We start from the raw sequence: 21,475 nt of genomic DNA on the forward strand, positions 1-21,475 counted from the left end.
ATGGCTCAAATCACGTACTCCGGCGTCTGTTCGGCCTGTGGGACGAAAACACGCACGCGCCGCGGCACGACGAACACCTGCTCGCCGTCGCGCAACGCCAGCTCGGCAAACCGGTCGGGCGGCATGTCGACGTGGATTCCAAAGCCGAATTCCTGGCTGCGCAGGCGGACTCGCGTGACGCTGCCCGCCGGCGTGATTCGCTCGATCGCGGCCGGCAGGCCAGGGCGGCCATTGCGCTCGCGCTCGATGTCGAGCTCGTGCGGCCGCACGTAGACGTGCGCCGCCCGCGGCTCGGCGTGCGGATAGTCGGGGAAGTCGAGCACCATGCCGCCCATCACGGCTTGCCCCTCGGCCACGCGGCCGTGGAACACGTTCACGTTGCCCAGGAAGTCCATCACGAACGGGTTCGCCGGGTGATCGAACACCTCGGTGGGCGAGCCGGCCTGCTCAACGCGGCCGTGGTTCATGACGACGACTTTGTCGGCGACCTCGAAGGCCTCGTCCTGGTCGTGGGTCACGAACACGCTGGTCATATGAATCTCGTCGTGCAGCCGCCGCAGCCAGGTTCGCAGCTCTTGACGAACCTTGGCATCGAGCGCGCCGAAAGGTTCGTCGAGCAGCAACACCCGGGGCTGGATGGCCAGGGCCCGAGCCAAGGCCACGCGCTGCCGTTGACCGCCGGAAAGCTGCGCCGGATAGCGCTTGTCCAATCCGTCGAGCCGCACCAATTGCAGCAGCTCGTCGACGCGGCGGCGGACCTCGGCTCGGGCCACATGACGCACTCGCAAGCCAAACGCAATGTTCTCGAACACCGTCATGTGTCGAAACAGGGCGTAATGCTGAAATACGAAGCCCACGTTGCGCTCGCGGGCCCGCAGGTTGGTCACATCGGCGCCCTGGTAGTGGACGCTGCCGCTGTCGGGCTCTTCCAGGCCGGCGATGATGCGCAGCAGCGTGGTCTTGCCCGAGCCCGACGGGCCCAGGAGCGCGACCAGCGATCCCTGCGGCACTTCGAGCGAGACGCGATCGAGCGCGGCAAACTCGCCGAAGCGTTTGCCGACGTTTTGCACCGAGATGCTCATGGAGTTGTCTCCTCAGAGGACCTCATGGACTGTGCGGCGGCCACGTCCGACCGCGTCTTGCGTTCCAGCGCGACCTTGATGAACAACGTCACCAGGGCCAGCGAGGTCAACACCGACGCGACGGCAAAGGACGCCGGCGTGTGATATTCCTGAAACAGTTTTTCGACGCGCAGCGGCATCGTGTCGGTCTGACCGGCAATGTGACCGGAGACGACATACACTGCGCCGAACTCGCCCATCGCGCGGGCATTGCAGAGGATCACGCCGTAGAGCAGGCCCCACTTGACGTTGGGCAGCGTGACCCGCCAGAAGACCTGCCAGCCGCGCGCCCCCAGGCTGACCGCGGCCACTTCCTCTTCGGCGCCGATCGCCTCCATCACCGGCAGCAGCTCGCGGGCCACGAACGGCAACGTGACGAACGAGGTGGCGAGAATCAGTCCCGGCACGGCGAAGATCACCTTCACATCGTGTTCGCGCAGCCACGGCCCGAGATAGCCCTGTAAGCCGAACAGCAGCACGAGCATCAGTCCGGCCACGACGGGCGAGACCGAGAATGGCAGGTCGATCAGCGACACCAGCAGGGTCCGTCCCGGAAATCGAAACCGGGCCAGCAGCCAGGCGGCCGCGACGCCGAACACGACGTTGGCGAACACGGCGACGGGCGCCACCGTGAGGGTCAGCCCGATGGCGTGCCGCGTGTCGGCATCGGCCGTAAGCGCCTGCCAGTAGGCGGCCCAGCCTGGCCGCAAGGCCTGGTAGAACACCTGGACGATCGGCACCACGACCAGCAAGCCGATCACTCCCAGCGTGAGACCGATTAGGATCACACGCACGATCAGCGGATCTTGACGCGGCTGCAGACGCGGGGCCGGCGCCGCGACGATCGCGGAATCAGGCAGCATGGCGCAAGCTCCAGCGCTGGAGGGCGTTGATGGCCAGCAACATCGCGAACGACATCGCCAGCAGCACGACCGCGATGGCCGTGGCCTCGCGATAGGCAAACTCTTCGAGCCGTGCCACGATCAGCACCGGCGCGATCTCGGTCTTGAACGGCATGTTGCCCGAGACGAACACCACCGAGCCGTACTCGCCGAGCGCCCGGGCAAAGGCCAAGGCAAAGCCGGTGATCGACGCCGGCAGAATCGCCGGGAAGATGACCCGTGAAAACGTCTGCCGCCGGTTGGCGCCGAGCAGGTGCGCGGCTTCTTCCACGTCGGCTTCGAGCGCGGCGAGCACCGGTTGCACCGTGCGCACGACGAACGGGAAGCCGAGAAAGACCAGCACGAGCACGACCGCCAGCCGTGAATAGGCCCCGTGGATGCCGAGCGGCACCAGGTACTGGCCCAGCCAACCGTTCTGCACGTACAGGCTCGAATAGACGAGGCCGGCCACGGCCGTCGGCAGGGCGAACGGCAGGTCGACCAGCGAATCGACGATCCGCTTGAGCGGGAACTCGTAGCGCACCAGCACCCAGGCCACGAGCAGCCCGAGCGCCACGCTGATCAGCCCGGCCGTGAGTGCGGCTCCGAGCGTGAAGGCGTAGGCCGCCTGGGCACGCTGGGTCCACACCGCCGCGACGAACTGGTCCCAGGTGAGCGACGCTGCTCTCAGCAGGCACGCCGCCAACGGGATCAGCACGAGCACGGCCAGGTAGAGCACCGTGTAGCTCAGGCTGAGGCGGAATCCGGGGAGGACCAAGCGTTTCATGGCAGTAGGGGTTTCGTGGTGGAAGTCCGTTCGAACTTCGTTTCAATCAGGCGGCCGTGCCCGGGCGGGCAAAGCTCACCCCCAGTGAGGTCACGACCGGTTGACGCTTGTTCGACGCCGCCGCGGCAGGCTCGCTGAACATCCAGTTGTCCAACACGCGGCGCAGGGCCGCCCAGAGCGCCAGCTCGGCGTCGATGAAGCTGTCTTCGCTTTCGAACAGCGACGCCTTGCCGGTGTGATACTTGAGCGTGACGTCGTAAGCGGCGATCGTCAGCTCGGCGATCAGGTCTTCGTAGCGTTCTGTATTAGGTTTGGCGGTAGCGATCATGGGGATATGTCCTTGCATGGTGGGCGGCAAATGCGGGTGGTTATGGCTTCGTATAGATGCTGTCGAACACGGCGCCTTCGGCGAAGAATCGCTTGTCGGCCTCGGCCCAATCGCTGGCCAGCTCCTTGATCGAGAACATCTGCAGCGTGGGGAACTGCTCGCGAAACTCGGCCAGGATCTCCGCCTTCGAGGGGCGGTAGAAATTGCGGCCGATCGTGCGCTGGGCGTCCTCCGTGTAGAGGAATTCGAGGTAAGCCTTGGCGACTTCCGCGGTGCCTTTGTGCTCGACATTCTTGTCGACCCAGGCCACGCGCGGCTCGGCCAGAATGCTGATCGGCGGATAGACGATCTCCAACGCACCGTTCGATTCGTGGACCTCGAGATGAGCCTCGTTTTCCCAGGTCAGATGCACGTCGCCGATGTTCTTCTGGGCGAAGGTCGTCGTCGCGGCCCGGGCACCCGAATCGAGGACCGGCACGTGCTTGTACAGCTCGGTGACGAGTTTCAAGGCGTCTTCGTCCGAGCCGCCGCGCAGGCGGACCGAGCCCCAGGCGCCCAGGAAGCTCAGCTTTCCGTTGCCCGAGGTCTTTGGGTTGGGCGTGATCACCTGGACGTCGGGCTTGATCAGGTCGTTCCAGTCCTTGACTCCCTTGGGGTTGTCCTTGCGGACGACGAACACAATCGTCGAACTGTAGGGCAGCGAGCCGTTGGGCAGACGCGTGCTCCAGTCGGCGGCAATCAGCCCGGACTTTTGCACGGCCTCGGTGTCGGTCACCATCGCCAGCGTCACGACGTCGGCCTCGAGGCCATCGATCACCGCCCGGGCCTGGCTCGACGAGCCGCCGTGCGATTGCTTGATGGTCACGTCGTGGCCAGTCTGCTGCTTGTATTGAGCAATGAATTGCTCATTGAGCTGTTTCCACAGCTCACGCGTCGGATCGTACGAGACGTTGAGCAACTCGAACGACTTGCCCGATCTGGCGGGTGCGCTGGCGCCGGAATTCCCGGCGGCGCTGTTGTTACAGCCTGTCAACGACAACGCCACGATGGCCAGGCAAGCAGCGAGGTGGACGGCGGCATTCGACGTGAATCGCATCGCGGTTTCCTTCCGGGCAAACGGGGAGTGGCAGTTTGGGAATGGGAGGCGTCGCGCATCTCAGCGCGATGCGACGACGATGGAGAATCGAGCGGCAGGAAGTCGGTCATGTCAGGCGGTCGAGGGCGGCTTCCTTACCGCGCGACCGCCTCGCAACATCGCCAACTGCAGAGACCGTCCCGCGCGCGGCCCGAGCCCTCGGCCGTTCTGCTCGCGGCAGGTTCATTCATCTGAGCTGGAGCGCCAGAAGCGATCATGCGGGCGACTCATCGCAACAGGCGTGCCAATCGGACCGACCCGCTGAAAACTCGGAAAAACGCCCGTGAAGCCTGCCCCATGCGTCCGAGACCAGCACATTTAACGGATTTTCCGTGTTCAATTACGGGCTGGTTCAATATAATATCACGGTTCCATTACTAATCACGGGTTACCGTCTGCGATGGACCGGTTCGCCAACCTGCTCTTAGACGTCTGGCGCGAGGCGTCGCGGCACGCCGAATCGGGCGAGGCGGTGACGATTGCCGCGCCCGAGTTGTTTCGCCAATTGCCGCTCGACGTGCTTGCGGTGCGCCGGCTCGACGTCGAACGCTCGATTCTCGAAACCGTCGTCACGGGACTGGCCAGCCGGCACGCGGTGCCTGAGCGTTCGGCCGACTTGCTCGCACCCGCGCAACTGGAAGGGCTGCTTGATTGGTGCCAACGCGGCGAAGTGCTGCACTCGGGCGCCGAAGGTGCGGACACGCTGGCGACGCTCCTGGCCGGCGGCTTGCGCGGCGACGTGCTTGCTGGTCCCTTGAACGACGCCTCGGGAGCGCTCGGAGTGCTCGTGTGTGTTGCCACGGCGCCGCGCAAATTCAGCAAGCGCCACAGCGACCTGGTCGCGCTGCTCCTCGAGCCGTTTTCGATCTGGCTGGCGAACGAACGACGGATTCGCGAGCTGCGCCGCGATCGCGAAGCTGCTGAGGCCGATCGACAGGCCTTGCTCGCACGCCTCGGCCGCACCGACCTCAACGAAGCCATCGTCGGCGCCGAGTCGGGCTTGCGCCCCGTCATGGAACGTATCGAGCAGGTCGCGCGGACCGATGTGCCTGTGCTGATCTTGGGCGAAACCGGGTCGGGCAAAGAGGTTGTGGCCCGGGCGATTCACCAGCGGTCGCGCCGCGCCGATGGTCCCTTCTTACGAGTTAACTGCGGCGCCATTCCCCCGGAGCTGGTCGACAGCGAGCTGTTCGGCCACGAGCGCGGCAGCTTTACCGGCGCCAGCGGATTGCGCAAAGGCTGGTTCGAACGCGCCGACGGCGGCACCTTGTTCCTCGACGAATGCGGCGAGCTGCCGCCGGCCGTCCAGGTGCGGCTGCTGAGGGTCCTGCAAGATGGTTCCTTCGAGCGTGTCGGTGGCGAGCAGGCGATGCACGTCGACGTCCGCATCGTAGCCGCGACTCACCGCCACCTCGAGGCGATGGTGACGGATGGCGCTTTTCGCCAGGACCTCTGGTACCGCCTGGCCGTCTTCCCGATTCATTTGCCCCCGCTGCGCGACCGACTCGAGGACATCCCCGAGATGGCCGCACATTTCGCGCTCAAGTCCGCCCGCAAATTGGGCTTCCCGCCTTGCCTGCCTTCGACGGCCGACCTGAATCAGTTGGTGACCTATAACTGGCCAGGCAATGTTCGCGAGCTGGCGGCGGTGATCGAGCGTGCGGCCATCTTGGGTGAAGGGCATCGACTCGAAATCGCCAAGGCGCTAGGCAACGCGCCTGCCGCCGTACCCAGTCGCCCTGACGGCAGCATTTTCCTCGACGCCGCGGCGCGGGTGGCCAGCGCGTCCTCCGAGACATTTCCGACGCTCGACGAGGCCATGGCGCGTCACATCGAGGCTGCCCTGGCCAAAACGGGCGGCCGCATCGAAGGGCCAGCCGGGGCGGCGAAACTGTTGGGCATCAACCCTCATACACTGCGTGCCCGCATGCGCAAACTTAAGATCGACTGGGCCAAGCACCGGTCGTCGCTACGGCATTCGTAGGTCGCCCCGGGCCGGTTGCTCACCCTGAGCGGCAAGCCGCGCTGCGCGCCGCAAGAGGCCGGCTCTAAACACGCGCCCTGTCATCAGCAACTGCAGAGCGCCATGCGCACGCGAACCAGTCGGCCCGCAAAGGCGCCATGCGCGCCAAATCCGGTAGCTGCCCCCGCGGCGGTGGTGAGCGGTTTTTGACCACGTGCAAATCGCGGCTTAGGTTTTCGCAATCTCAGCAGCAGGGGCAGGATGGATGACTGGCGCAGGTGCGACAGCAACGATCGCGCGCAATCGACGCGAACCGGCGACGGACGAATTCGTCCCGATCGCCTTGGCCAGCCTGTTTACTGCCAGGCAGTTGACGTTCGACCTGTACCTGTTCGAAGAAGCGGTCCGGCGTCCCGTCTTGTTCCGCGCCCGGCAAGTCGAGCTGACGCGCGAGGATGTGGCCTCGCTCGAGGCGCGCGGCGTGCGGTCGCTGTTCATCCGCGCCACGGCGCTGGATCAATTCCAATCGCTGTTGAGCGCGTCACTTGACGACGCGCTGGCCGACGAAGATGTACCCACCCTCGATCGACTGGCCATTCTTCAAGACACGGCCGCACCGCTGTTGAGCCAGGCGCTGCAACGGGTCAGCACCCAGGAAATCGTCGACACCGCCACGCAGCTCAGTCAGCGCCTGGCCCGGTTGCTGGGCAACGCCAAGGTCATGCCGGCGCGCGTCTTCAACCTGCTGCGCCACGACTACTACACGTATACGCACATGGTCAACGTGGCCACCTATGCCACGCTGCTGGCCGTCGAGCTAGGCATCCGCGACGCGGCCGAACTGGAGCAGATCACGACGGGCGCCATGCTGCACGACATCGGCAAACGGCGCGTGGCCGCACACGTGCTTCGCAAGACGACGCCGCTGACGCCGGCCGAAGAGCACTCGATCCGCAAGCACACGATCATGGGTTTCGAGGAGCTGCGCGGCGTGCTCAGCGATTGGGGCGCGCTGATGATGGTCTATCAGCATCACGAACGCCTCGATGGCTCAGGCTACCCAGTCGGCATCGACGCGGGCGAGATCCATACCTATGCGAAGATCTGTATGATCGCCGACGTGTTCGACGCGATGACGTGCACGCGCGCGTATCGGCCGCGCTTGAGCAAGTCGACCGCCGCGGCCCACCTGTTGCAGAACGCAGGCAGCTTGTTCGACCCCGATTACGTCCGCTGCTGGTTGCACATCGTGCGCCAAGCGACTTGAGCCCCGGCGAGACGCTCCCGTGATTGACTTATCGGCAGCCAATTCTGCAATCGACACGCGACCAGCCCTGGCGGACGACGATCGCATGCTGGGGGCCGACGAACAAGAAGTCCTGGCCAATGCGTGTCTCGTCGAGTTGCCTCACGAGTGGTCCGACTATTTGCAGGTGCGAGGGCCGGCGAACACCTGTGCCACGGATGCCCGCCAGTTTCGCCGCGTGTTCTACCGCCAATACGCCGTGTTGCGAGTCGGTGCCGTGTATTGGTCGGTAATCACCTGTGACTTGTCGACCGGCGGCCTGTCGCTGCTGTGCCACAAGCAACTCTTCCCGGGCGACGAAGTCGAGATCTATCTACCCGGCACTCAAAAGACGATCTTGCGGATCGCTCGCTGCACGAAACGCGGGCGCCGTTGCTATGTCTGCGGCGCCGGTGCCGCTACGGACGAGGACCGCCGGGTGCTGACGCAACTGGTCCGTTCCTGCGTGACGCATCACGCTCGCTAAACGTCCAGGTCCGCGTGGGCGGGGCGACCGGATCGAAATGCGCCGACGCCTGCGCCGGGCGACAACGATCGTGCGACTCGAGGCGGCCAATTGTCGCGATGCTGTTCACCTCTTATCTTTGCTGAAATGGGCGACGCTGGTCGGGCTGTGCTGCGCCACGAACGAGGCTGCCGGATGGCTGCCACGCGAAGCAGCGAAAGGTTGCTCCCGGGCAAAATCGCCCTGGAGCAACGGCCGGCCAAGGTTTGCACCTGGGCGGGGGACACTCACCCGTGAACCGTGCGATGGCTGACGAATCGCTGCCGCCTTGCCGCAACCTGGCCGACGTGCTGCGCCGGCGAGCGCACGAGTCGCCCGCTCGCCGCGCCTACACGTTCCTGGCCGATGGCGAGGCCGACGAGCGACACTTGAGCTATGGCGAACTCGACGCCCGGGCCCGTGCCATCGCCGTCCGCCTGAGATCAGCGGCTGCCCTGGGTGAACGGGCGCTGCTGTTATTCCCCTCGGGCCTGGAATTCATCGAAGCGTTTTTCGGCTGCTTGTATGCCGGCGTCATCGCGGTGCCGGTGTTTCCGCCGCGTCCACACGAGCGATTCTTCGAACGGGACTTGCACCGGCTGGGACAGATCATTCGCGACGCGGCGCCGCGCGTGCTCCTGACCACGCATTCGATTCAGGCCATGGCCGGCGCGCTGGCCCCGCACCTCGACGAACTGGATGCCGTGGCCTGGCTGCCGGTCGAAGAAGGCAGCATCGAAGACGCCGGGGCGTGGAGCGACGCGCAAACGCCCGGCGATGCACCGGCCTTGCTGCAGTACACCTCGGGCTCGACATCGGAGCCCAAAGGGGTCGTCGTGACGCATGCCAACCTGCTCGCCAACGAAGAGATGGTGCGGCAGGCGATGCGCTTCGACACGACTTCGTGCATGGTCAGCTGGCTGCCGCTGTTCCACGACATGGGCCTGATCGGCGGCATCTTGCAGCCGTGCTACACCGGGTTCCCTTGCGTGTTCATGTCGCCGGAGATGTTCCTGGTTCGCCCGGTGCGCTGGCTGCAAGCGCTTTCGCGCTATCAAGGAACAGCGGGCGGAGCGCCAAACTTTGCCTACGATCTGTGCGTGCGCAAGACCACGCCCGACGAACGACGAGGGCTCGACCTGAGCCCTTGGACCGTGGCCTACAACGGCGCGGAGCCCATTCGCGCGGAAACGCTCGAACGATTTACCGAGACCTTCGCGCCGTATGGGTTTCGCCGCGAAGCCTTGTTTCCCGTGTATGGGCTGGCCGAGGCGACACTGTTCGTGGCGGGCGGCGAATACTTACGGCCGCCGGTGATCGAAGACTTTGCGGCCGAACCTTTGCGGCGCGGCGCAGTGCTGCCGCACCAAAGTGGTCCCGGCGAGGTGCGCCGCCTGGTCGGTTGCCCGCTGCCGACGGGGCCGAGCCGCGTTGCGATCGTCGATCCGGAAACGCTACGGCGCGCCGCCACCGACGCGATCGGCGAAATCTGGCTGTCGGGGCCGCATGTCGCCGGCGGGTATTGGCAGCAGCCCCGGGCAAGTGACGAGACATTTCGAGCTCAGGTCGTCGCGGAAGAGGGCACCCCGCATTTACGGACAGGCGACGTGGGATTCATTCGCGCGGGTGCCTTGTACATCACCGGGCGGATGAAGGATTTGATCATCACCGAGGGTCGGAACCACTATCCGCACGACATCGAATTGAGCGTCGAGCAAAGCCACGATGCGTGCCGGCCAGGCTGCTGCGCTGCGTTCGCCGTCGAGGGGGAAACCGAACAATTGGTGATTGTTCAGGAACTGCGGGCCGGGACCCCCGAGGTCCTGCTGCCAGAGATCGACGCGGTCATTCGCCGGGTGGTTAGCGAGGAGCATCAAATGCGGGCTTGGGCGGTCGTATTGATCGAACCGGGAACGATCCCCAAGACTTCGAGCGGCAAAATCCAGCGAAACGCTTGCCGACGCCAGTTTAGCGAGGGTACCTTAAAGCTTTACGCGCCGGGCCAATCTCGGCGGTGAATCCGACGGATCGCGGACAAGCCTGTGGGGGGCTCGCTGCGTGCGCATCTTGCTCGTCAACCCGGCCCAAGAAGAAACTTTCTTCGGGTTCTCCGAAGTCGTTCAGGAGACGGGCGTTTCCGGCTATATGCCGAATCTGGCGCTGCCGACCTTGGCGGCGCTGACACCAAGCGACATCGAATTGACGCTCGTCGACGAGCAAGTCGAAGACGTCCCGCGCGAAGGCCACTGGGACCTGGTCGGGATCACCGGCTACATCTCGCAAAGCCGGCGGATGTTCGAGATTGCCGACGATTTCCGGAAGCGCGGCTTGCTGGTGGCCATCGGCGGTCCCTATGCGACGCTCTCCAGCGCAACCGTGCGGCCGCATTGCGACATCTTGTTCACCGGTGAGGCTGAAGAAACCTGGCCGCAGTTTCTCGACGACTTTCGCCGCGGCGCCTGGCAGACGCAATACGCCGCGTCGGCGGCCGCCGAACTGGAACAGTCGCCGCTACCGAAGATCGAGGCCCTCAAGCCAGACGCATACTGGGTGGGGGTCGTCCAGACGAGCCGCGGTTGTCCGTTCAGTTGCGAGTTTTGCGATGTGATCGTCTACCTCGGACGGAAACAACGGCACAAATCGCCCCAACGCGTCGTGACCGAGCTCGAACGCTTGTACGCGGCCGGATATCGCAGTGTGTTTCTGTCGGACGATAATTTCACCGCCGCGCGCAAGCGGGCGGCCGACATCATGCAGGCCGTCGGGAACTGGAACCGCCGCCAGCCCGAGCGGACCTATTTCGCGACCCAGTTGTCGATCGACGTGGTGCGCGACGAGCAATTGCTCGAACTGTGCTCGTGGGCTGGGTTGAAGCAGGCCTTCGTAGGGTTGGAAACGCCGACGGCCGACGCCTTGCGCGAGGTGAAAAAGAACCAAAACGTCCGCCAGAACATGGTTGCCGACGTGCAGACGCTGCACAAAAACGGCATCATGGTCAACGGCGGCATCATCACCGGATTCGACAGCGACACGCCGGCTACGTTTCGTGTGTTGTACGATTTCGTGCAGGCCGCCGGGTTCCCGATGGTTAACGTCAACATGCTGCACGCTCCCGAGGGCACCCCGCTGGAACGAAGGATGCGCGACGAGGGCCGGTTGCGCGGGGACTACGCCGAATTGGGGTCGTTCTCGACGAATGTCGTCCCCAAGCAGATGAGCCTCGAGCAGCTCCGCCGCGGGACGCAATGGCTGCTGAACAAGCTCTATGCGCCGCAGCCCTTGCTCGAGCGCATCGCGAGCCTGGCCGAGCACCTGCCGGTCGAGCGGGAAATGGTCGTGACGGGAGCCCGTTCGGCTGCGATCTGGCAGCGGCTGCTCGATTCGTACGAGGCCCTCGGCGAGGAATATGCCCTCGTGCCGCGGCGCGCCGTGCGCCACTTCCGCGGCAAGGATACGAGCGCCTTGATGACCGCGCTGATCTTCGGCCGCCAGGCGATAGGCGTCATGCAGCGGCGGAAGATTTACGACCTGGGCCTCGGCCAACTGGAAGAGCCCGATTTCGAAGCGCTGGCGGTTGTCCCGTCGTAAATCGGCACCAGCGAGCGAAACGAGCGATCCGCATGAGCCGCGAGCAGATTCCAGGTACGACGAACGGGGCAGCGTCCCGGAAGGAGCGCAGCGCCGAGGAATTGCGCGCCTGGCTCGTCGATCAACTTGCGGCCCTGTTGGCCGTCGACGCCGCGGCGGTCGACGTCGACAAGCCGTTTACGGATTACGGATTGAGCTCGGCCGAAGCGGTGATCCTGGCCGGCGACTTGGGCAAATGGATCGGCCGCTCGCTGCCGCCGACCCTGGCCTGGGACTTTCCGACGATCGCCGATTTGGCCGAGCACATCGCCTGCATGGCGCCAACGAACGGATCTCCCCCGCCCGGCGCGGCTTAGCCGAATCGCCTCGGCCGGGCAGGGTAATCGCACACCGGGCCGCAGGTTTGGTCGTTTTCTGCGCCGGACGAATTCGGCCCGGTTGTCACGCCACGACTCGACGGCGCCGCGCGCGGAGCCGGGAACCCGCCAGGGCGAGCAGCCCGGTGAGCGTCAGCACCCAGGTCGAAGGCTCAGGCACGCCGACGAAATAGTTCTCGGCCAAGGCGTAGGCGTTCTGTCCGATGAGCGAGCCGGTGATCCGGCCGTCGAAATCGTCGGCCGCGACGTGGATTCCGCCGAACAATCGCGACAGGCCGGCCTGGTCGGAAGCGTCGAAATAGGTGGCCCACTGCAAGGTCAGGTCGGCGCTGGGGCCGCCTTCGAACTTCAGATAGGTGTTCGCCGGGAACGAAAACTCTCCGATGCCGCCTGGAAAGAATTCACTGCCGGTGTAGGCGGCCAACACCTCGGCCGAGGCGCGGCTGAACGTGCTATGCCCCGACGTATAGCCGGGGAACGCCGGCGTGACGAAGTTCGCCAATTGATACGGCAACCACTCGGTGGCCAGCATCCAGCCGACGCCGCCCGTGTCGGTCGGAACCGCCGGGTGGCCCAGCCAGGCACGGATCGCGATTTCACCTTCGTGGCCTGCCAGCGCCTCGTGCCTTTGGCCAGGAGCCGTGGATGCGGCGGTAATGATTTCGACCAGGCCGGGCTCGAGCGGCAAGCCGTTGGGGTTGTACGAGGGATCGCCCGCATCAGTCGACTGGCCGAGGCCGCCCATGTAGCGAATCATCGAGATCGGCCGCGTGTAGTCGTCGTAGAATTTGTTGTCCCAGGCCACGATGGCCGCGTTGTGCACGGCGCCGTTGAGCGCAAAGTAGCCTTTCACGTCCCATTCCAGGTCGCTCACAACGGGTCCAGTTCCGCCGATCTGCTTCGACAACAGCGGGTTGTCGGAGACGTCGTTGAAGATCGTGTTCCAATGACCAGGCGGAGTCTCCGATTTCGGGCCGTCGGCCCAGAATTCGGCCAACACACGGCCATAGTCACCGCGATTCACCACGTTCGAGCCGTAGGGCAGGCCGGTCGCCGGGTTGAACGCGTGGCCGGTGCCGTCGTTCGTGCCCAGGGTGTTGTTGAACATGGCACCGGGCGAGATGTCGATCGTCGTCGGATCGGCCGGATCGAGCCAACTGCTGTAACGGATCAATTCGAGTGCCGACTGCTTGAATAGGGCATCGCCGGCGCCGCCCAGTTGTGGCGGGCTGCCCGCGTCGATGTGCACTCCGCCGGGCGGGGCCGCAGGCAGGCCGAAGCCCTGCACGTCGCCCCAGTGAGGTGTCAGCGCCTTTTGCGTGGTGGGCCCGATCGTTAGCGGCTGCCAGCGGTTCGGGTCGTTCATCGTCGTGCCGGGCGAGCTGACGACCAGCGGCGGATTGACGGGAGTGTAGCCGCTCGTGTCGGCGTAGTTGCCCGCCTCGTTCGAACCGTCGGTCAAACCATATTGGATAAACTGCTGCGCGATGCGATTGCCGATCGCGGCGGGCGAGTTGCCGACCGTCGAAGTGAAGGTGCGGTCATAGCCCAGGGTATCCATTTCGGCATCGAACGACGGCAAGATCGTCGCTGCGCCGGGCGAAGCGGCAAACCGCTCGGAAAGCAGCCGGTACGCGGCAAAGCTGATGGCTTCTTGCCGCGCGGCTTCGATATCGGGCGCCGCGTAGTGGTCGTGCGTCAGGTAGCCGGTCGCCGTCGTATCGAATGCGGCCCAGGCGTCGTACATCGCGGCCGAGGTGTGAAACAAGTTGCGGGCATGCACCGTCGGGCGTGGCGTATCGTGGCGAATTGCATCGAGCAACAGTTCGTCCCATTGCCGCGCCACCGATTGAGCGCGGGCGCTCGCTGCACCGCACAACATCGCCAAGACCAACAGACAGCGGACAGATTTCATATGGATTGATTCCCCTAGGGTGTTCGTCGCGGCCCAGAAAAAACGCCAGGGCCCGGTGCACGAACGATCTCGAGACAGCGAATGCAAACCCGTGAACTACAGCAGCAGCGATCGACTTACGAGTCCGGTCGATCCGTTCACGAGCAGGTCTCGGCGGGGAAAAGAGACGGCAATCAACGCGGATTTCAGAATAGTAGCGGCCCCGATTGGTCGCAAGTGATTTGCTTGGCGCGAAACCGTGGACCATATTGACTGGTCGAATTGTCGCATGTTCGTTCCAGGGGCCACGGCCAGGGTGCTTGCATGGGAGCGGGGCAGCTAGGTAGCGGGTTCGCGCGGTGTTGTTGGGTGAGCACCTTGCTCGCCACGTGTGCGCCGGCCTTCGGCCAGGGCGCAGCCGAGATCCCGGCTGACGTTTTCGAGTTCATCGCCGAGGGCGAAACGGCTCGCCAGCAGCGGGTCGCCGAGCTGAAACGCGAAGCCGCACGGCTTAAGCAGGAGCAGCCGCCCGGTTGGGTCGAGAGGCTCGATGCGGCGCAGCAAGAGTTACGCGAACACTTGAAGCCGCGCGGGCCCTATTCTCCGGAGATGCCCGAGACGCCGCGCGTCGGCGACAAGGGGCGGCTGCCCGATCCCTGGGTGACAATCGTGCAGGTCATCGACGATCGCACGATGCTGGTCTTGTTACAGGGACCATGGACCAGCACGAAAACAAAAAAAGACGACGTAATCGTCGCGCTACGCGGTTTTCCCAGCGACACCGTGGCCGATCGCCAGCGCTACCAGGTTCTTGTCCCGGTGGTTATCTCGGGCACCGAAGATTTGCGTGACGGTAGCCGGCGGACGGTGATGGTCGCCGAGCCGCTCGACATGCGGCTCTACGAGCAACATTGGCCGGCCGTAGTCAAACAGCTCAAGCGGCGCCGCTGATAGTCGGATGCGAGACCCGAGATTCGCGCCTATTGCGGTCGTCGCAGGTCGAGTACCAGGTCGACTTCGCCGATCGGCAGGCCCGTGCGGCGGGCAATGGCCGCACGATCGACGCCCTGTCTGTCCAATTCGACGATGGCGTCATAGCGTGAGTCGGCTGTGCCTTGAATGGCCGCTGCCTGCGTGACGGCCGTCGCCACTCGCGGGGGCGCCGTGTTGCGGGTCAGATGAGGTCCGGCGATTGCGCTGGCGGCCTCGTCGCTGCGGCGCGAGAGATCGGCGCGCGTGACGTCTGCAAGCAAGCGCTCCAACCGCGCGCTTTCCTGTTGCGCGGTGATCACCAGTTGTTGCAGCGCGACGATCTTCGAGTCGAGCCGGGCCGTATGTTCCCGGGCCACCTCGTGCAGGGAGACTTCCCAGCGAGTCAATTGTTTCGGCGCATCGGCAGGCAGCGTCGCCTCGCCCGGGACCAGGCGGGGCAAGGACGCGCCCTTCGATGCGGCCGCGGTCGCCCCGCGGCGCAGTTGGCGCGAAGTGCGCATGAGCAGCACGCCGACCACCATCAGCAAGCCCATCAAACACAGGGCCGTACCGCCGGAAAGCTCAGCGAAAAGCATCGGGCCACGTCCTTCCTTGGAACTGGGGCCAATCGTTGTCTGCCGACTGTCGATATCAGGGGCGCGGGGGTGGGGGAGCCGCCGCAAAGGCCTGTTGCGCAGCGGCGTATACGTCGCGCAGCGCGACGCTGTGCCGCGCCGCCAGCGCAGCGGCCGCGTCGAACTCAGGCGAAAACGACGCCTGTTGGCCGATCCAGGCCAACTTTCCGGCGACCTTGCCCCAGGGGGTCTCGACCTCGTGCGCGCTGCGGACCAGCTTGCGCCGGCTGGCCGTCCAGCGGCGAATGCCCAAGGTGCCCGTCTCGGCGAACAGGATGGCCTCGATGGCTTCGACCTGGGCCGCCGGGCAGAGCACGGTGAGCGTCGTGCCGGGCCGGTGTTTCTTCATTTGGATCGCCGTGGTGTAGACGTCCAGTGCACCTGCTTCCCAGAGCCGGGCGATGCACCAACCGATCATCTCGCCGCTGATATCGTCGAGATTGGTCTGGAGGACGACGATCTGATCCGTCGTACCCGACGGGTCGGCCACGGCATCGCCGGCCGCTTCGCCGATCAGCAGTCGCAAGATGTTGGCCTGCTCGGCGAAATCTTTCGTGCCGGCGCCATAGCCGATCTTTTCCACGCGCATGGCCGGCAGCGGGCCGAACGCGGCGGCGAGCGTCGCGACGATCGCGGCACCGGTCGGTGTGGTCAGCTCGCCGTCGACGCTCGAGGGTGCCAACGGCACGCCTTGAAGCAACTCGGCCGTGGCCGGGGCCGGCACGCTGCAACGACCGTGCGCGATTTCGATAAAGCCGGTGCCCGTCGGAACCGGCGCACATTCGACTCGATCGACGCCCAACTGCGTCCAGCCCATGGCCGCGCCGACGATATCGGCGATCGAGTCGACCGCGCCGACCTCGTGGAAGTGCACTTTTTGAATCGTGGTACCGTGCACCTTGGCCTCGGCCTCGCCCAGCCGTGTGAAGATCCGCTTGGCAAGCTGTTGCGCCGCGGCCGGTACCTGGCTCTTGTCGATCATGTCGACAATGTGGTGCAGGTGACGGTGCTTGTGCTCGGGTTCATGTTCGACAGTAATGTGCGTCGCGCGGAACCCGTGCCGTTTGACTTCCTGCGCGACGATCCGGCAGCCAGCTAGGCCGAGCGACGCGATGCCCGCGTTGATGGCCGCAAGATCGGCGCCGGCATCGATCAGCGCGGCGAGCGTCATGTCGCCGCTGATACCGCTGGCGCAATCGAGATAGGCCACGCGCACGCCGCGTCTCCTGTCGTGGGTTTGCTGCTGGGAATCCGTAAGGAGCCGAAATTGTAGGCCGGCGCAAGCGGCCAGCAAGGCCGTTTTCGCCGGCCTGCTGCCGCTGCTGGCGCCGTACACGCGGCGGGCGCAATTGACCTTCAGGCTGCGACCGACGTATCGTCTGGCCGCCCCGAGGCGGTAGCAAGCGTTCGCTCGGGGGGCGAAGTGCCGCGGGCTCAGCAGAAACGGCGAACGGCATGGCGACACCGCAATCGGCCAAGAATTCGGCAGTGCACGCCGCCTGGGGCAGCCTGCCGGCGCAGATGCGCGTGCTCTATCTGGCCGGCCGCGAGCGGACGGGGCGCGCGCTGGCCGAGGCCCTGGCCGGCGACAGCGCCTCGCGCGTCGAACTCGAGGAATCCGGCGGCAGGACTGAGGGACTTGCCCGGCTGCGCGAGGAGGTGTTCGACGCGGTCCTGATCAGTCACGAACCGGATGATTTCGATGCCCTGGACCTGCTCGAGGGTTTTCGTGCGGCCGAGGGCGAGTTGCCCGTGATCGTGCTCGGTTCGGCCGAGGACCCGGACATGGCCAGCCTGTGCTATGAAGCGGGCGCCGACGGCTACCTGTGCGTCCGCAGCGGCACCGTGCGAAACCTGATCTGGCTGCTCGCCAGGGCTGTCGAGCGGCGCCAGTTGATGCGTGAACATCGCCGCCTGGCCCAAGCCGAACGGCAACGCCTGCAGCATGAACACCTGGAAGTCGAGCGGCTGCTCGAGCAACAACGGGCCTTGATCGGTGATCTCGAGGCGCTGCGCAGCAGCGCGATGCCCGTGGCGGCGACGGACCAGGAAGAAGCGTCCGCGCCGGTCACGGCAGGTGATCCGTCCGCGGCCGCACGCGCCGGCTTCGAACCCCCCGCTCAATTAGTGGCCCACTACCGCGAATTGCTGCGGATGTACGTCATCATGGGTTCGGGGAATCTGGTCCACGAGATCAAGCAATTGGCCGGCCTGTTCGTCGCGGCGGGGATCTCTGCCGATCAAACCTTGCAGCTCCATCTGCAAGTGCTGGAAGATTTGATTCGCGGCCTGGGCAGCCGCAGCACGCGCCACGTGATGACCCGCGGCGACTTGATGGCACTCGAGGTGATGATACATCTGGCCGAGGGTTACCGTCGTAGATGGAGCGACGCGGTCGATCCGCCGCGGCAAAAGTTGTTGCCGGGCTTCGATGGAGATCTCCTGGCGGCATGAACTATGAGCGAACCGGCTGATCCGACGACGACCATCGCGACGCTGCGGCAGTTAGTGGCCGAGTTCGTGGCCGAGCGCAATTGGCGACAGTTTCATACGCCCAAGAATCTGTCGATGGCCTTGGCCGTCGAGGCGGCCGAGCTGATGGAGCATTTCCAGTGGCTCTCGCCCGAGGAAGCGCGGGCCGTTGCGGCCAATCCCGCGGCCAAATCCGCCGTGGGCGAAGAACTGGCCGACATTTTTTGCTACGTGCTGGCCATGGCGAACGAGCTCGAGCTCGACGTCGCGACCGCCCTGCGCGACAAGATGGTCAAGAACCGGCTCAAGTACCCGATCGAAGGGTTTCGCGGCCGCTACGGACCGGACGACCCCCGGCCGGTCGAGCGCTGACGCCGCATCGGCAGCCGGCTAGCAACGCTAGCGGCCCGGCCGCGCAGGTCGATTGGCCTTTCTGTGCGCCCGCGGTTTTTGGTACTTACGCCGACGGCTGTAGTTTCTCTTCCTCGCAATTCTCGCAATTACCGCTCGGGGTCGGCGACGCATGAAGCGCTTCGTTGTTCGGTTTTCACTGTTGTTGGCCATCGTGGCAGCCGGCGTGCTGGGCGTGACCCAGGCCCAGCGCATGTTCAACGTGGCCGAGGCGAAAGTGACCGAGGCTGCCGGCGGCGAGGCCCCGCAGGTGTTCGACGCCTTGCGCGAGGAAGAGCCGACGCGTTTGGCCGCCAACCCATTCGACGACGGTACCGCCGCGCAGCCGGCCGAGGCTGTCGAGGGTGAATTCGTGGCGGTCGACGGTCAGGACATGCCGGCGAGCGAAGCCGAGCAGCCGGCCGCCTTTGCCCCGGTCGCCGACGCGCAACCGCTGGCCGCCATGCCCGCGGCCGCTGCGCCAGTCGAGCCGGCCGAATTCACCGCGCCGCAAACCGAAGTCGCCGAGTCCGAACCGACGCTCGCAGACACCTCGGAGCAGGCGCCGCTTGCCGTGCCGCAGGGGCGCTATGCTGCGCGGCAGCCGACGCTCGAACCTGCGCCCGGCGGCGAGCTCGCGCTAGAACCCACTCCGCAAACCGAAGAGCCCGCCGATGCAATTCCTCCGGCCGAGGAGTTTGACGCGGTCAACGAGCCGACGCCGGCGGAAGAGCCGGCCGAAGATGCCTTTGCCGCCGATCCGCAGGGTGCCTACGGAGCAGCGACAGCGCCTGCGGCCGCAGTCGCCGCCACGGGCAGGCCCGGCGACACGCAACTCGAAGGGCCGCAATCTCCGACGATCACCTTGCACAAAATCGCGCCGGCCGAAGTCCAAGTCGGTGCACCCACCAAGCTGCAAATCGTCGTCCGTAATACCGGAACCGTGGCCGTGGAAGACGTACGGCTGACGGACGAAGTGCCCGAGGGCACGCGACTGGTCCAAACGCATCCGCGCGCCGACCAGGAGTCGACCGGCGGGCTGGTTTGGGCCCTGGGGAATCTTTCCGCCGGCGCCGAAGCGACCGTCGAAGTCGAGGTCATGCCCGAACGCGAAGGCGAATTGGGCAGCGTGGCCCGGGTGAGCTATACGACCTCGGCGTCGGTACGGACCGTGGCGACGCGTCCGGAATTGGCGATCGACATCGACGGCCCCCAGGAAGTGATGATCGATTCGCAAGTCACGCTCACGATCAAGGTGACCAACACCGGCACCGGCGCGGCGACGGGGGTAGTGCTCGTCAACAACCTGCCGCCGGGACTGCGGCATCCGGCCGGCGACGCGCTGGAGTACGAGGTGGGATCGCTGAAACCGGGCGAATCGAAGCAGATGCAACTGACGCTGACCGCGGCCCAGCCCGGTCGGATCGACAACGTCGTCACTGCCCAAGGTGACGGCCAATTGCAGGCCGAATCGACCTGGTCAGTCGATGTCGTGTCCCCCGCGCTCAAGCTGGCGCTCGAGGGTCCCTCGCGGCGCTATCTCGACAAGCCGGCCGTGTATACCGTGTCGGTTTCGAATCCCGGGACTGCGCCGGCCAAGCAAATTGAGTTGGTGACCTATCTGCCCAAAGGCCTGGAGTTCGTCGAGGCGGACAACTACGGCGAATTCGATCCGCAAACCGGTGCGGTCCATTGGCTGCTCGAAGAGCTGCCGCCGCATGACGCCGGGCAAGTGACCGTGACCGCGCGGCCGATCGAACCGGGAGAGCATACGCTTCGAGCGACGGGCACGGCGCGACAGGGTTTACGCGACGAAGCGGTGCAGGCGGTGCTGGTCGAAGGCGTCGCAGCGCTCCAGTTCGAGGTCGTCGATGTCGACGATCCGATCGAGGTGGGGGGAGAAACGACCTACGAAATCCACGTGGTCAACCAGGGTTCGAAGGCGGCCACGAATGTACGCCTGGTCGTGGATTTGCCCGCCGAACTCAAGCCGATCACGGCCGAAGGGCCCGTACGCAATCGCGTCAACGGCCAGCAGGTGGTCTTCGAGGGGCTGCCGCAATTGGCGCCGAAGGCCGATACGACGTTCCGGGTCCGCGCCAATGCGATCGGCGAGGGCGACGCGCGCATTCGAGTGCGAGTGCTCTCCGACGATATGCAATCGCCGGTTACCAAGGAAGAAAGCACACGTGTCTTCTCGGGCGAGTGACGCGGCGCGGCGGGCGCGGTTGGCCGCCCTGAGCCGCAGCAGCATGCCCAAACGGCCGCGGGGCGGCTAAACTCGAGGCATGCCCATCCGCTTCAGTTGCCCTGACGGCCACCCGCTGGTCGTGCCCGATCATCGCGCCGGCAAGGCCGGGCGCTGCCCCGTTTGCCAGCAGCCGGTGAAGATTCCGCGCGCGGAGAGCCCGGCGGCCGCGCCGGACACGGCGGCTGCCGTTCTGGCCCTGGACGACGACCTGCCTGAGCCGCCGGCCCCCGGTGAGATCGCCGAGGTGGTTGTCGTCGCCGCGGTGGAAGACGATTTGCCCGATCCGATCGCGCCCGGCGAAGCGGCGGCCCCCGTTGCCTCGCGCGCCGCAGTCGAGCCGGCGCCTGCGGCGACCACGCCGCGCGCCGCGGTGGCTCCTTCGCGCCCGGACAAGGCCGCGGACGCAGCGACGGCACCGGTGTCCGGCCGCTCCATGGGCACGTATGTCTCGCCGTCGCGGTTCGTGTCCCGGGCCTATTTCCTGGCCGCGGTGGCGACGGTGATCACGCTGCTGATGGTGGCGCCGTGCATCGGCTACCTCACCCAGTGGGCGCCGTGGGCCTGGGTTGTGATGATCGTCGGTCTGGTGCAGGTCGGCTACATCACCTGGATGACACGGCTCCCCGACTGGAGCACCGTGTGGATCGGCGCCTGGGCCTTTCTGCCGTCGGCCGGCCTGCACGCGCTCGCGTTTTTCGTCGCTTTGTCGACGTCGCGCGACCGCTGGCCGTTGGGCTTGAGCGAGGTCGGCGGAAGCGTCGAGCTCTGGGCGGCAGCGACGGCGCTGCTGCTTGGGGCGCTGGCGTTTTCCTGTTGGCGCGTGGCGCGCCCGTGGCGGCTCGACTACGAGCAATTTCGCCGCGGCTGAGCGTGGCGGCGTGTAACCAAGTG

19 protein-coding genes are annotated in these 21,475 nt (G+C 65.6%); 11 read left to right on the top strand and 8 right to left on the bottom strand.

All coding sequences use genetic code 11. The features are described 5' to 3' along the window. Positions 1-5 precede the first annotated feature (5 nt). Genes K1X74_06420 through K1X74_06440 form a run of 5 tightly spaced genes read right to left on the bottom strand, consistent with a single transcriptional unit; the run spans position 6 to position 4,213 of the window. Positions 6-1,082: a sulfate ABC transporter ATP-binding protein gene (locus tag K1X74_06420; protein ID MBX7165966.1), complete on the bottom strand. Its 1,077-nt coding sequence runs from the start codon at positions 1,080-1,082 to the stop codon at positions 6-8. Beyond that, positions 1,079-1,984, bottom strand: coding sequence for a sulfate ABC transporter permease subunit CysW (gene cysW, locus K1X74_06425; GenBank protein MBX7165967.1), 906 nt, complete (start codon positions 1,982-1,984; stop codon positions 1,079-1,081). Before cysW ends, K1X74_06420 begins: the two co-directional genes overlap by 4 nt. Next, positions 1,974-2,789 carry a sulfate ABC transporter permease subunit CysT gene (gene cysT, locus K1X74_06430; GenBank protein ID MBX7165968.1) on the bottom strand — a complete coding sequence of 272 codons (816 nt, stop codon included), beginning with the start codon at positions 2,787-2,789 and terminating at the stop codon, positions 1,974-1,976. Before cysT ends, cysW begins: the two co-directional genes overlap by 11 nt. A 46-nt stretch (positions 2,790-2,835) precedes the next feature. Then, positions 2,836-3,117: a hypothetical protein gene (locus tag K1X74_06435; protein ID MBX7165969.1), complete on the bottom strand. Its 282-nt coding sequence runs from the start codon at positions 3,115-3,117 to the stop codon at positions 2,836-2,838. A 40-nt stretch (positions 3,118-3,157) separates the two neighbouring features. Next, positions 3,158-4,213 carry a sulfate ABC transporter substrate-binding protein gene (locus tag K1X74_06440; protein MBX7165970.1) on the bottom strand — a complete coding sequence of 352 codons (1,056 nt, stop codon included), beginning with the start codon at positions 4,211-4,213 and terminating at the stop codon, positions 3,158-3,160. 439 nt (positions 4,214-4,652) lie between these two features. Here K1X74_06440 and K1X74_06445 point away from each other — a divergent pair, with 439 nt between their 5' ends. The 6 genes from K1X74_06445 to K1X74_06470 all read left to right on the top strand — a co-directional run bounded on the left by K1X74_06445 (position 4,653) and on the right by K1X74_06470 (position 11,949). Next, the gene (locus tag K1X74_06445; protein MBX7165971.1) at positions 4,653-6,236 is read left to right on the top strand and encodes a sigma-54 dependent transcriptional regulator; all 1,584 of its coding nucleotides are present in this window, start codon (positions 4,653-4,655) and stop codon (positions 6,234-6,236) included. 244 nt (positions 6,237-6,480) lie between these two features. Next, on the top strand, positions 6,481-7,482 hold the full coding sequence (locus K1X74_06450; protein ID MBX7165972.1) for an HD domain-containing protein: 1,002 nt from the start codon (positions 6,481-6,483) through the stop codon (positions 7,480-7,482). A gap of 19 nt (positions 7,483-7,501) precedes the next feature. Continuing rightward, entirely contained in the window at positions 7,502-7,987 is a 486-nt protein-coding gene (locus K1X74_06455; protein MBX7165973.1) for a PilZ domain-containing protein, read from the top strand. Between the two features lie 284 nt (positions 7,988-8,271). Continuing rightward, complete coding sequence (locus tag K1X74_06460) at positions 8,272-10,023, top strand: fatty acyl-AMP ligase (GenBank protein ID MBX7165974.1); 1,752 nt, start codon at positions 8,272-8,274, stop codon at positions 10,021-10,023. Between the two features lie 40 nt (positions 10,024-10,063). Then, complete coding sequence (locus tag K1X74_06465; GenBank protein MBX7165975.1) at positions 10,064-11,593, top strand: B12-binding domain-containing radical SAM protein; 1,530 nt, start codon at positions 10,064-10,066, stop codon at positions 11,591-11,593. Positions 11,594-11,625: 32 nt separating this feature from the next. Then, the gene (locus K1X74_06470) at positions 11,626-11,949 is read left to right on the top strand and encodes an acyl carrier protein (GenBank protein ID MBX7165976.1); all 324 of its coding nucleotides are present in this window, start codon (positions 11,626-11,628) and stop codon (positions 11,947-11,949) included. A gap of 85 nt (positions 11,950-12,034) precedes the next feature. Here K1X74_06470 and K1X74_06475 read toward each other — a convergent pair whose 3' ends face one another. Further along, positions 12,035-13,885: a vanadium-dependent haloperoxidase gene (locus K1X74_06475; GenBank protein MBX7165977.1), complete on the bottom strand. Its 1,851-nt coding sequence runs from the start codon at positions 13,883-13,885 to the stop codon at positions 12,035-12,037. Between the two features lie 348 nt (positions 13,886-14,233). On the opposite strand from K1X74_06475, the gene K1X74_06480 reads away from it, so the two are divergent. Continuing rightward, a complete protein-coding gene (locus K1X74_06480; protein MBX7165978.1) occupies positions 14,234-14,815 on the top strand; it encodes a hypothetical protein in 582 nt (193 codons plus the stop codon). Positions 14,816-14,844: 29 nt separating this feature from the next. On the opposite strand, the gene K1X74_06485 is transcribed toward K1X74_06480, so the two are convergent. Then, positions 14,845-15,432: a hypothetical protein gene (locus K1X74_06485; GenBank protein ID MBX7165979.1), complete on the bottom strand. Its 588-nt coding sequence runs from the start codon at positions 15,430-15,432 to the stop codon at positions 14,845-14,847. Between the two features lie 55 nt (positions 15,433-15,487). Further along, positions 15,488-16,687 carry a nickel pincer cofactor biosynthesis protein LarC gene (larC, locus tag K1X74_06490; GenBank protein MBX7165980.1) on the bottom strand — a complete coding sequence of 400 codons (1,200 nt, stop codon included), beginning with the start codon at positions 16,685-16,687 and terminating at the stop codon, positions 15,488-15,490. Positions 16,688-16,926: 239 nt separating this feature from the next. Between larC and K1X74_06495 the strand changes: the two genes are divergently transcribed. From K1X74_06495 to K1X74_06510, 4 genes are all read left to right on the top strand, one after another. Further along, a complete protein-coding gene (locus K1X74_06495) occupies positions 16,927-17,925 on the top strand; it encodes a hypothetical protein (GenBank protein ID MBX7165981.1) in 999 nt (332 codons plus the stop codon). A 3-nt stretch (positions 17,926-17,928) separates the two neighbouring features. Continuing rightward, positions 17,929-18,315 carry a nucleotide pyrophosphohydrolase gene (locus tag K1X74_06500; GenBank protein ID MBX7165982.1) on the top strand — a complete coding sequence of 129 codons (387 nt, stop codon included), beginning with the start codon at positions 17,929-17,931 and terminating at the stop codon, positions 18,313-18,315. Between the two features lie 151 nt (positions 18,316-18,466). Next, positions 18,467-20,542: a DUF11 domain-containing protein gene (locus K1X74_06505; protein ID MBX7165983.1), complete on the top strand. Its 2,076-nt coding sequence runs from the start codon at positions 18,467-18,469 to the stop codon at positions 20,540-20,542. 79 nt (positions 20,543-20,621) lie between these two features. Further along, positions 20,622-21,452, top strand: coding sequence for a hypothetical protein (locus tag K1X74_06510; GenBank protein ID MBX7165984.1), 831 nt, complete (start codon positions 20,622-20,624; stop codon positions 21,450-21,452). The last annotated feature ends 23 nt before the right edge of the window (positions 21,453-21,475 follow it).

It is taken from the genome of Pirellulales bacterium (assembly GCA_019694435.1).
Lineage (GTDB): Bacteria > Planctomycetota > Planctomycetia > Pirellulales > JAEUIK01 > JAIBBZ01.

What these genes read in the sequence shown, in the direction of transcription:
- K1X74_06420 (MBX7165966.1), bottom strand. Translation starts at nt 1,082, where the DNA reads ATGAGCATCTCGGTGCAAAACGTCGGCAAACGCTTCGGCGAGTTTGCC.
- cysT (MBX7165968.1), bottom strand. Translation starts at nt 2,789, where the DNA reads ATGAAACGCTTGGTCCTCCCCGGATTCCGCCTCAGCCTGAGCTACACG.
- K1X74_06460 (MBX7165974.1), top strand. Translation starts at nt 8,272, where the DNA reads ATGGCTGACGAATCGCTGCCGCCTTGCCGCAACCTGGCCGACGTGCTG.
- K1X74_06450 (MBX7165972.1), top strand. Translation starts at nt 6,481, where the DNA reads ATGACTGGCGCAGGTGCGACAGCAACGATCGCGCGCAATCGACGCGAA.
- K1X74_06440 (MBX7165970.1), bottom strand. Translation starts at nt 4,213, where the DNA reads ATGCGATTCACGTCGAATGCCGCCGTCCACCTCGCTGCTTGCCTGGCC.
- cysW (MBX7165967.1), bottom strand. Translation starts at nt 1,984, where the DNA reads ATGCTGCCTGATTCCGCGATCGTCGCGGCGCCGGCCCCGCGTCTGCAG.
- K1X74_06495 (MBX7165981.1), top strand. Translation starts at nt 16,927, where the DNA reads ATGGCGACACCGCAATCGGCCAAGAATTCGGCAGTGCACGCCGCCTGG.
- K1X74_06470 (MBX7165976.1), top strand. Translation starts at nt 11,626, where the DNA reads ATGAGCCGCGAGCAGATTCCAGGTACGACGAACGGGGCAGCGTCCCGG.
- K1X74_06475 (MBX7165977.1), bottom strand. Translation starts at nt 13,885, where the DNA reads ATGAAATCTGTCCGCTGTCTGTTGGTCTTGGCGATGTTGTGCGGTGCA.
- K1X74_06505 (MBX7165983.1), top strand. Translation starts at nt 18,467, where the DNA reads ATGAAGCGCTTCGTTGTTCGGTTTTCACTGTTGTTGGCCATCGTGGCA.
- K1X74_06445 (MBX7165971.1), top strand. Translation starts at nt 4,653, where the DNA reads ATGGACCGGTTCGCCAACCTGCTCTTAGACGTCTGGCGCGAGGCGTCG.
- K1X74_06500 (MBX7165982.1), top strand. Translation starts at nt 17,929, where the DNA reads ATGAGCGAACCGGCTGATCCGACGACGACCATCGCGACGCTGCGGCAG.
- K1X74_06435 (MBX7165969.1), bottom strand. Translation starts at nt 3,117, where the DNA reads ATGATCGCTACCGCCAAACCTAATACAGAACGCTACGAAGACCTGATC.
- K1X74_06510 (MBX7165984.1), top strand. Translation starts at nt 20,622, where the DNA reads ATGCCCATCCGCTTCAGTTGCCCTGACGGCCACCCGCTGGTCGTGCCC.
- K1X74_06485 (MBX7165979.1), bottom strand. Translation starts at nt 15,432, where the DNA reads ATGCTTTTCGCTGAGCTTTCCGGCGGTACGGCCCTGTGTTTGATGGGC.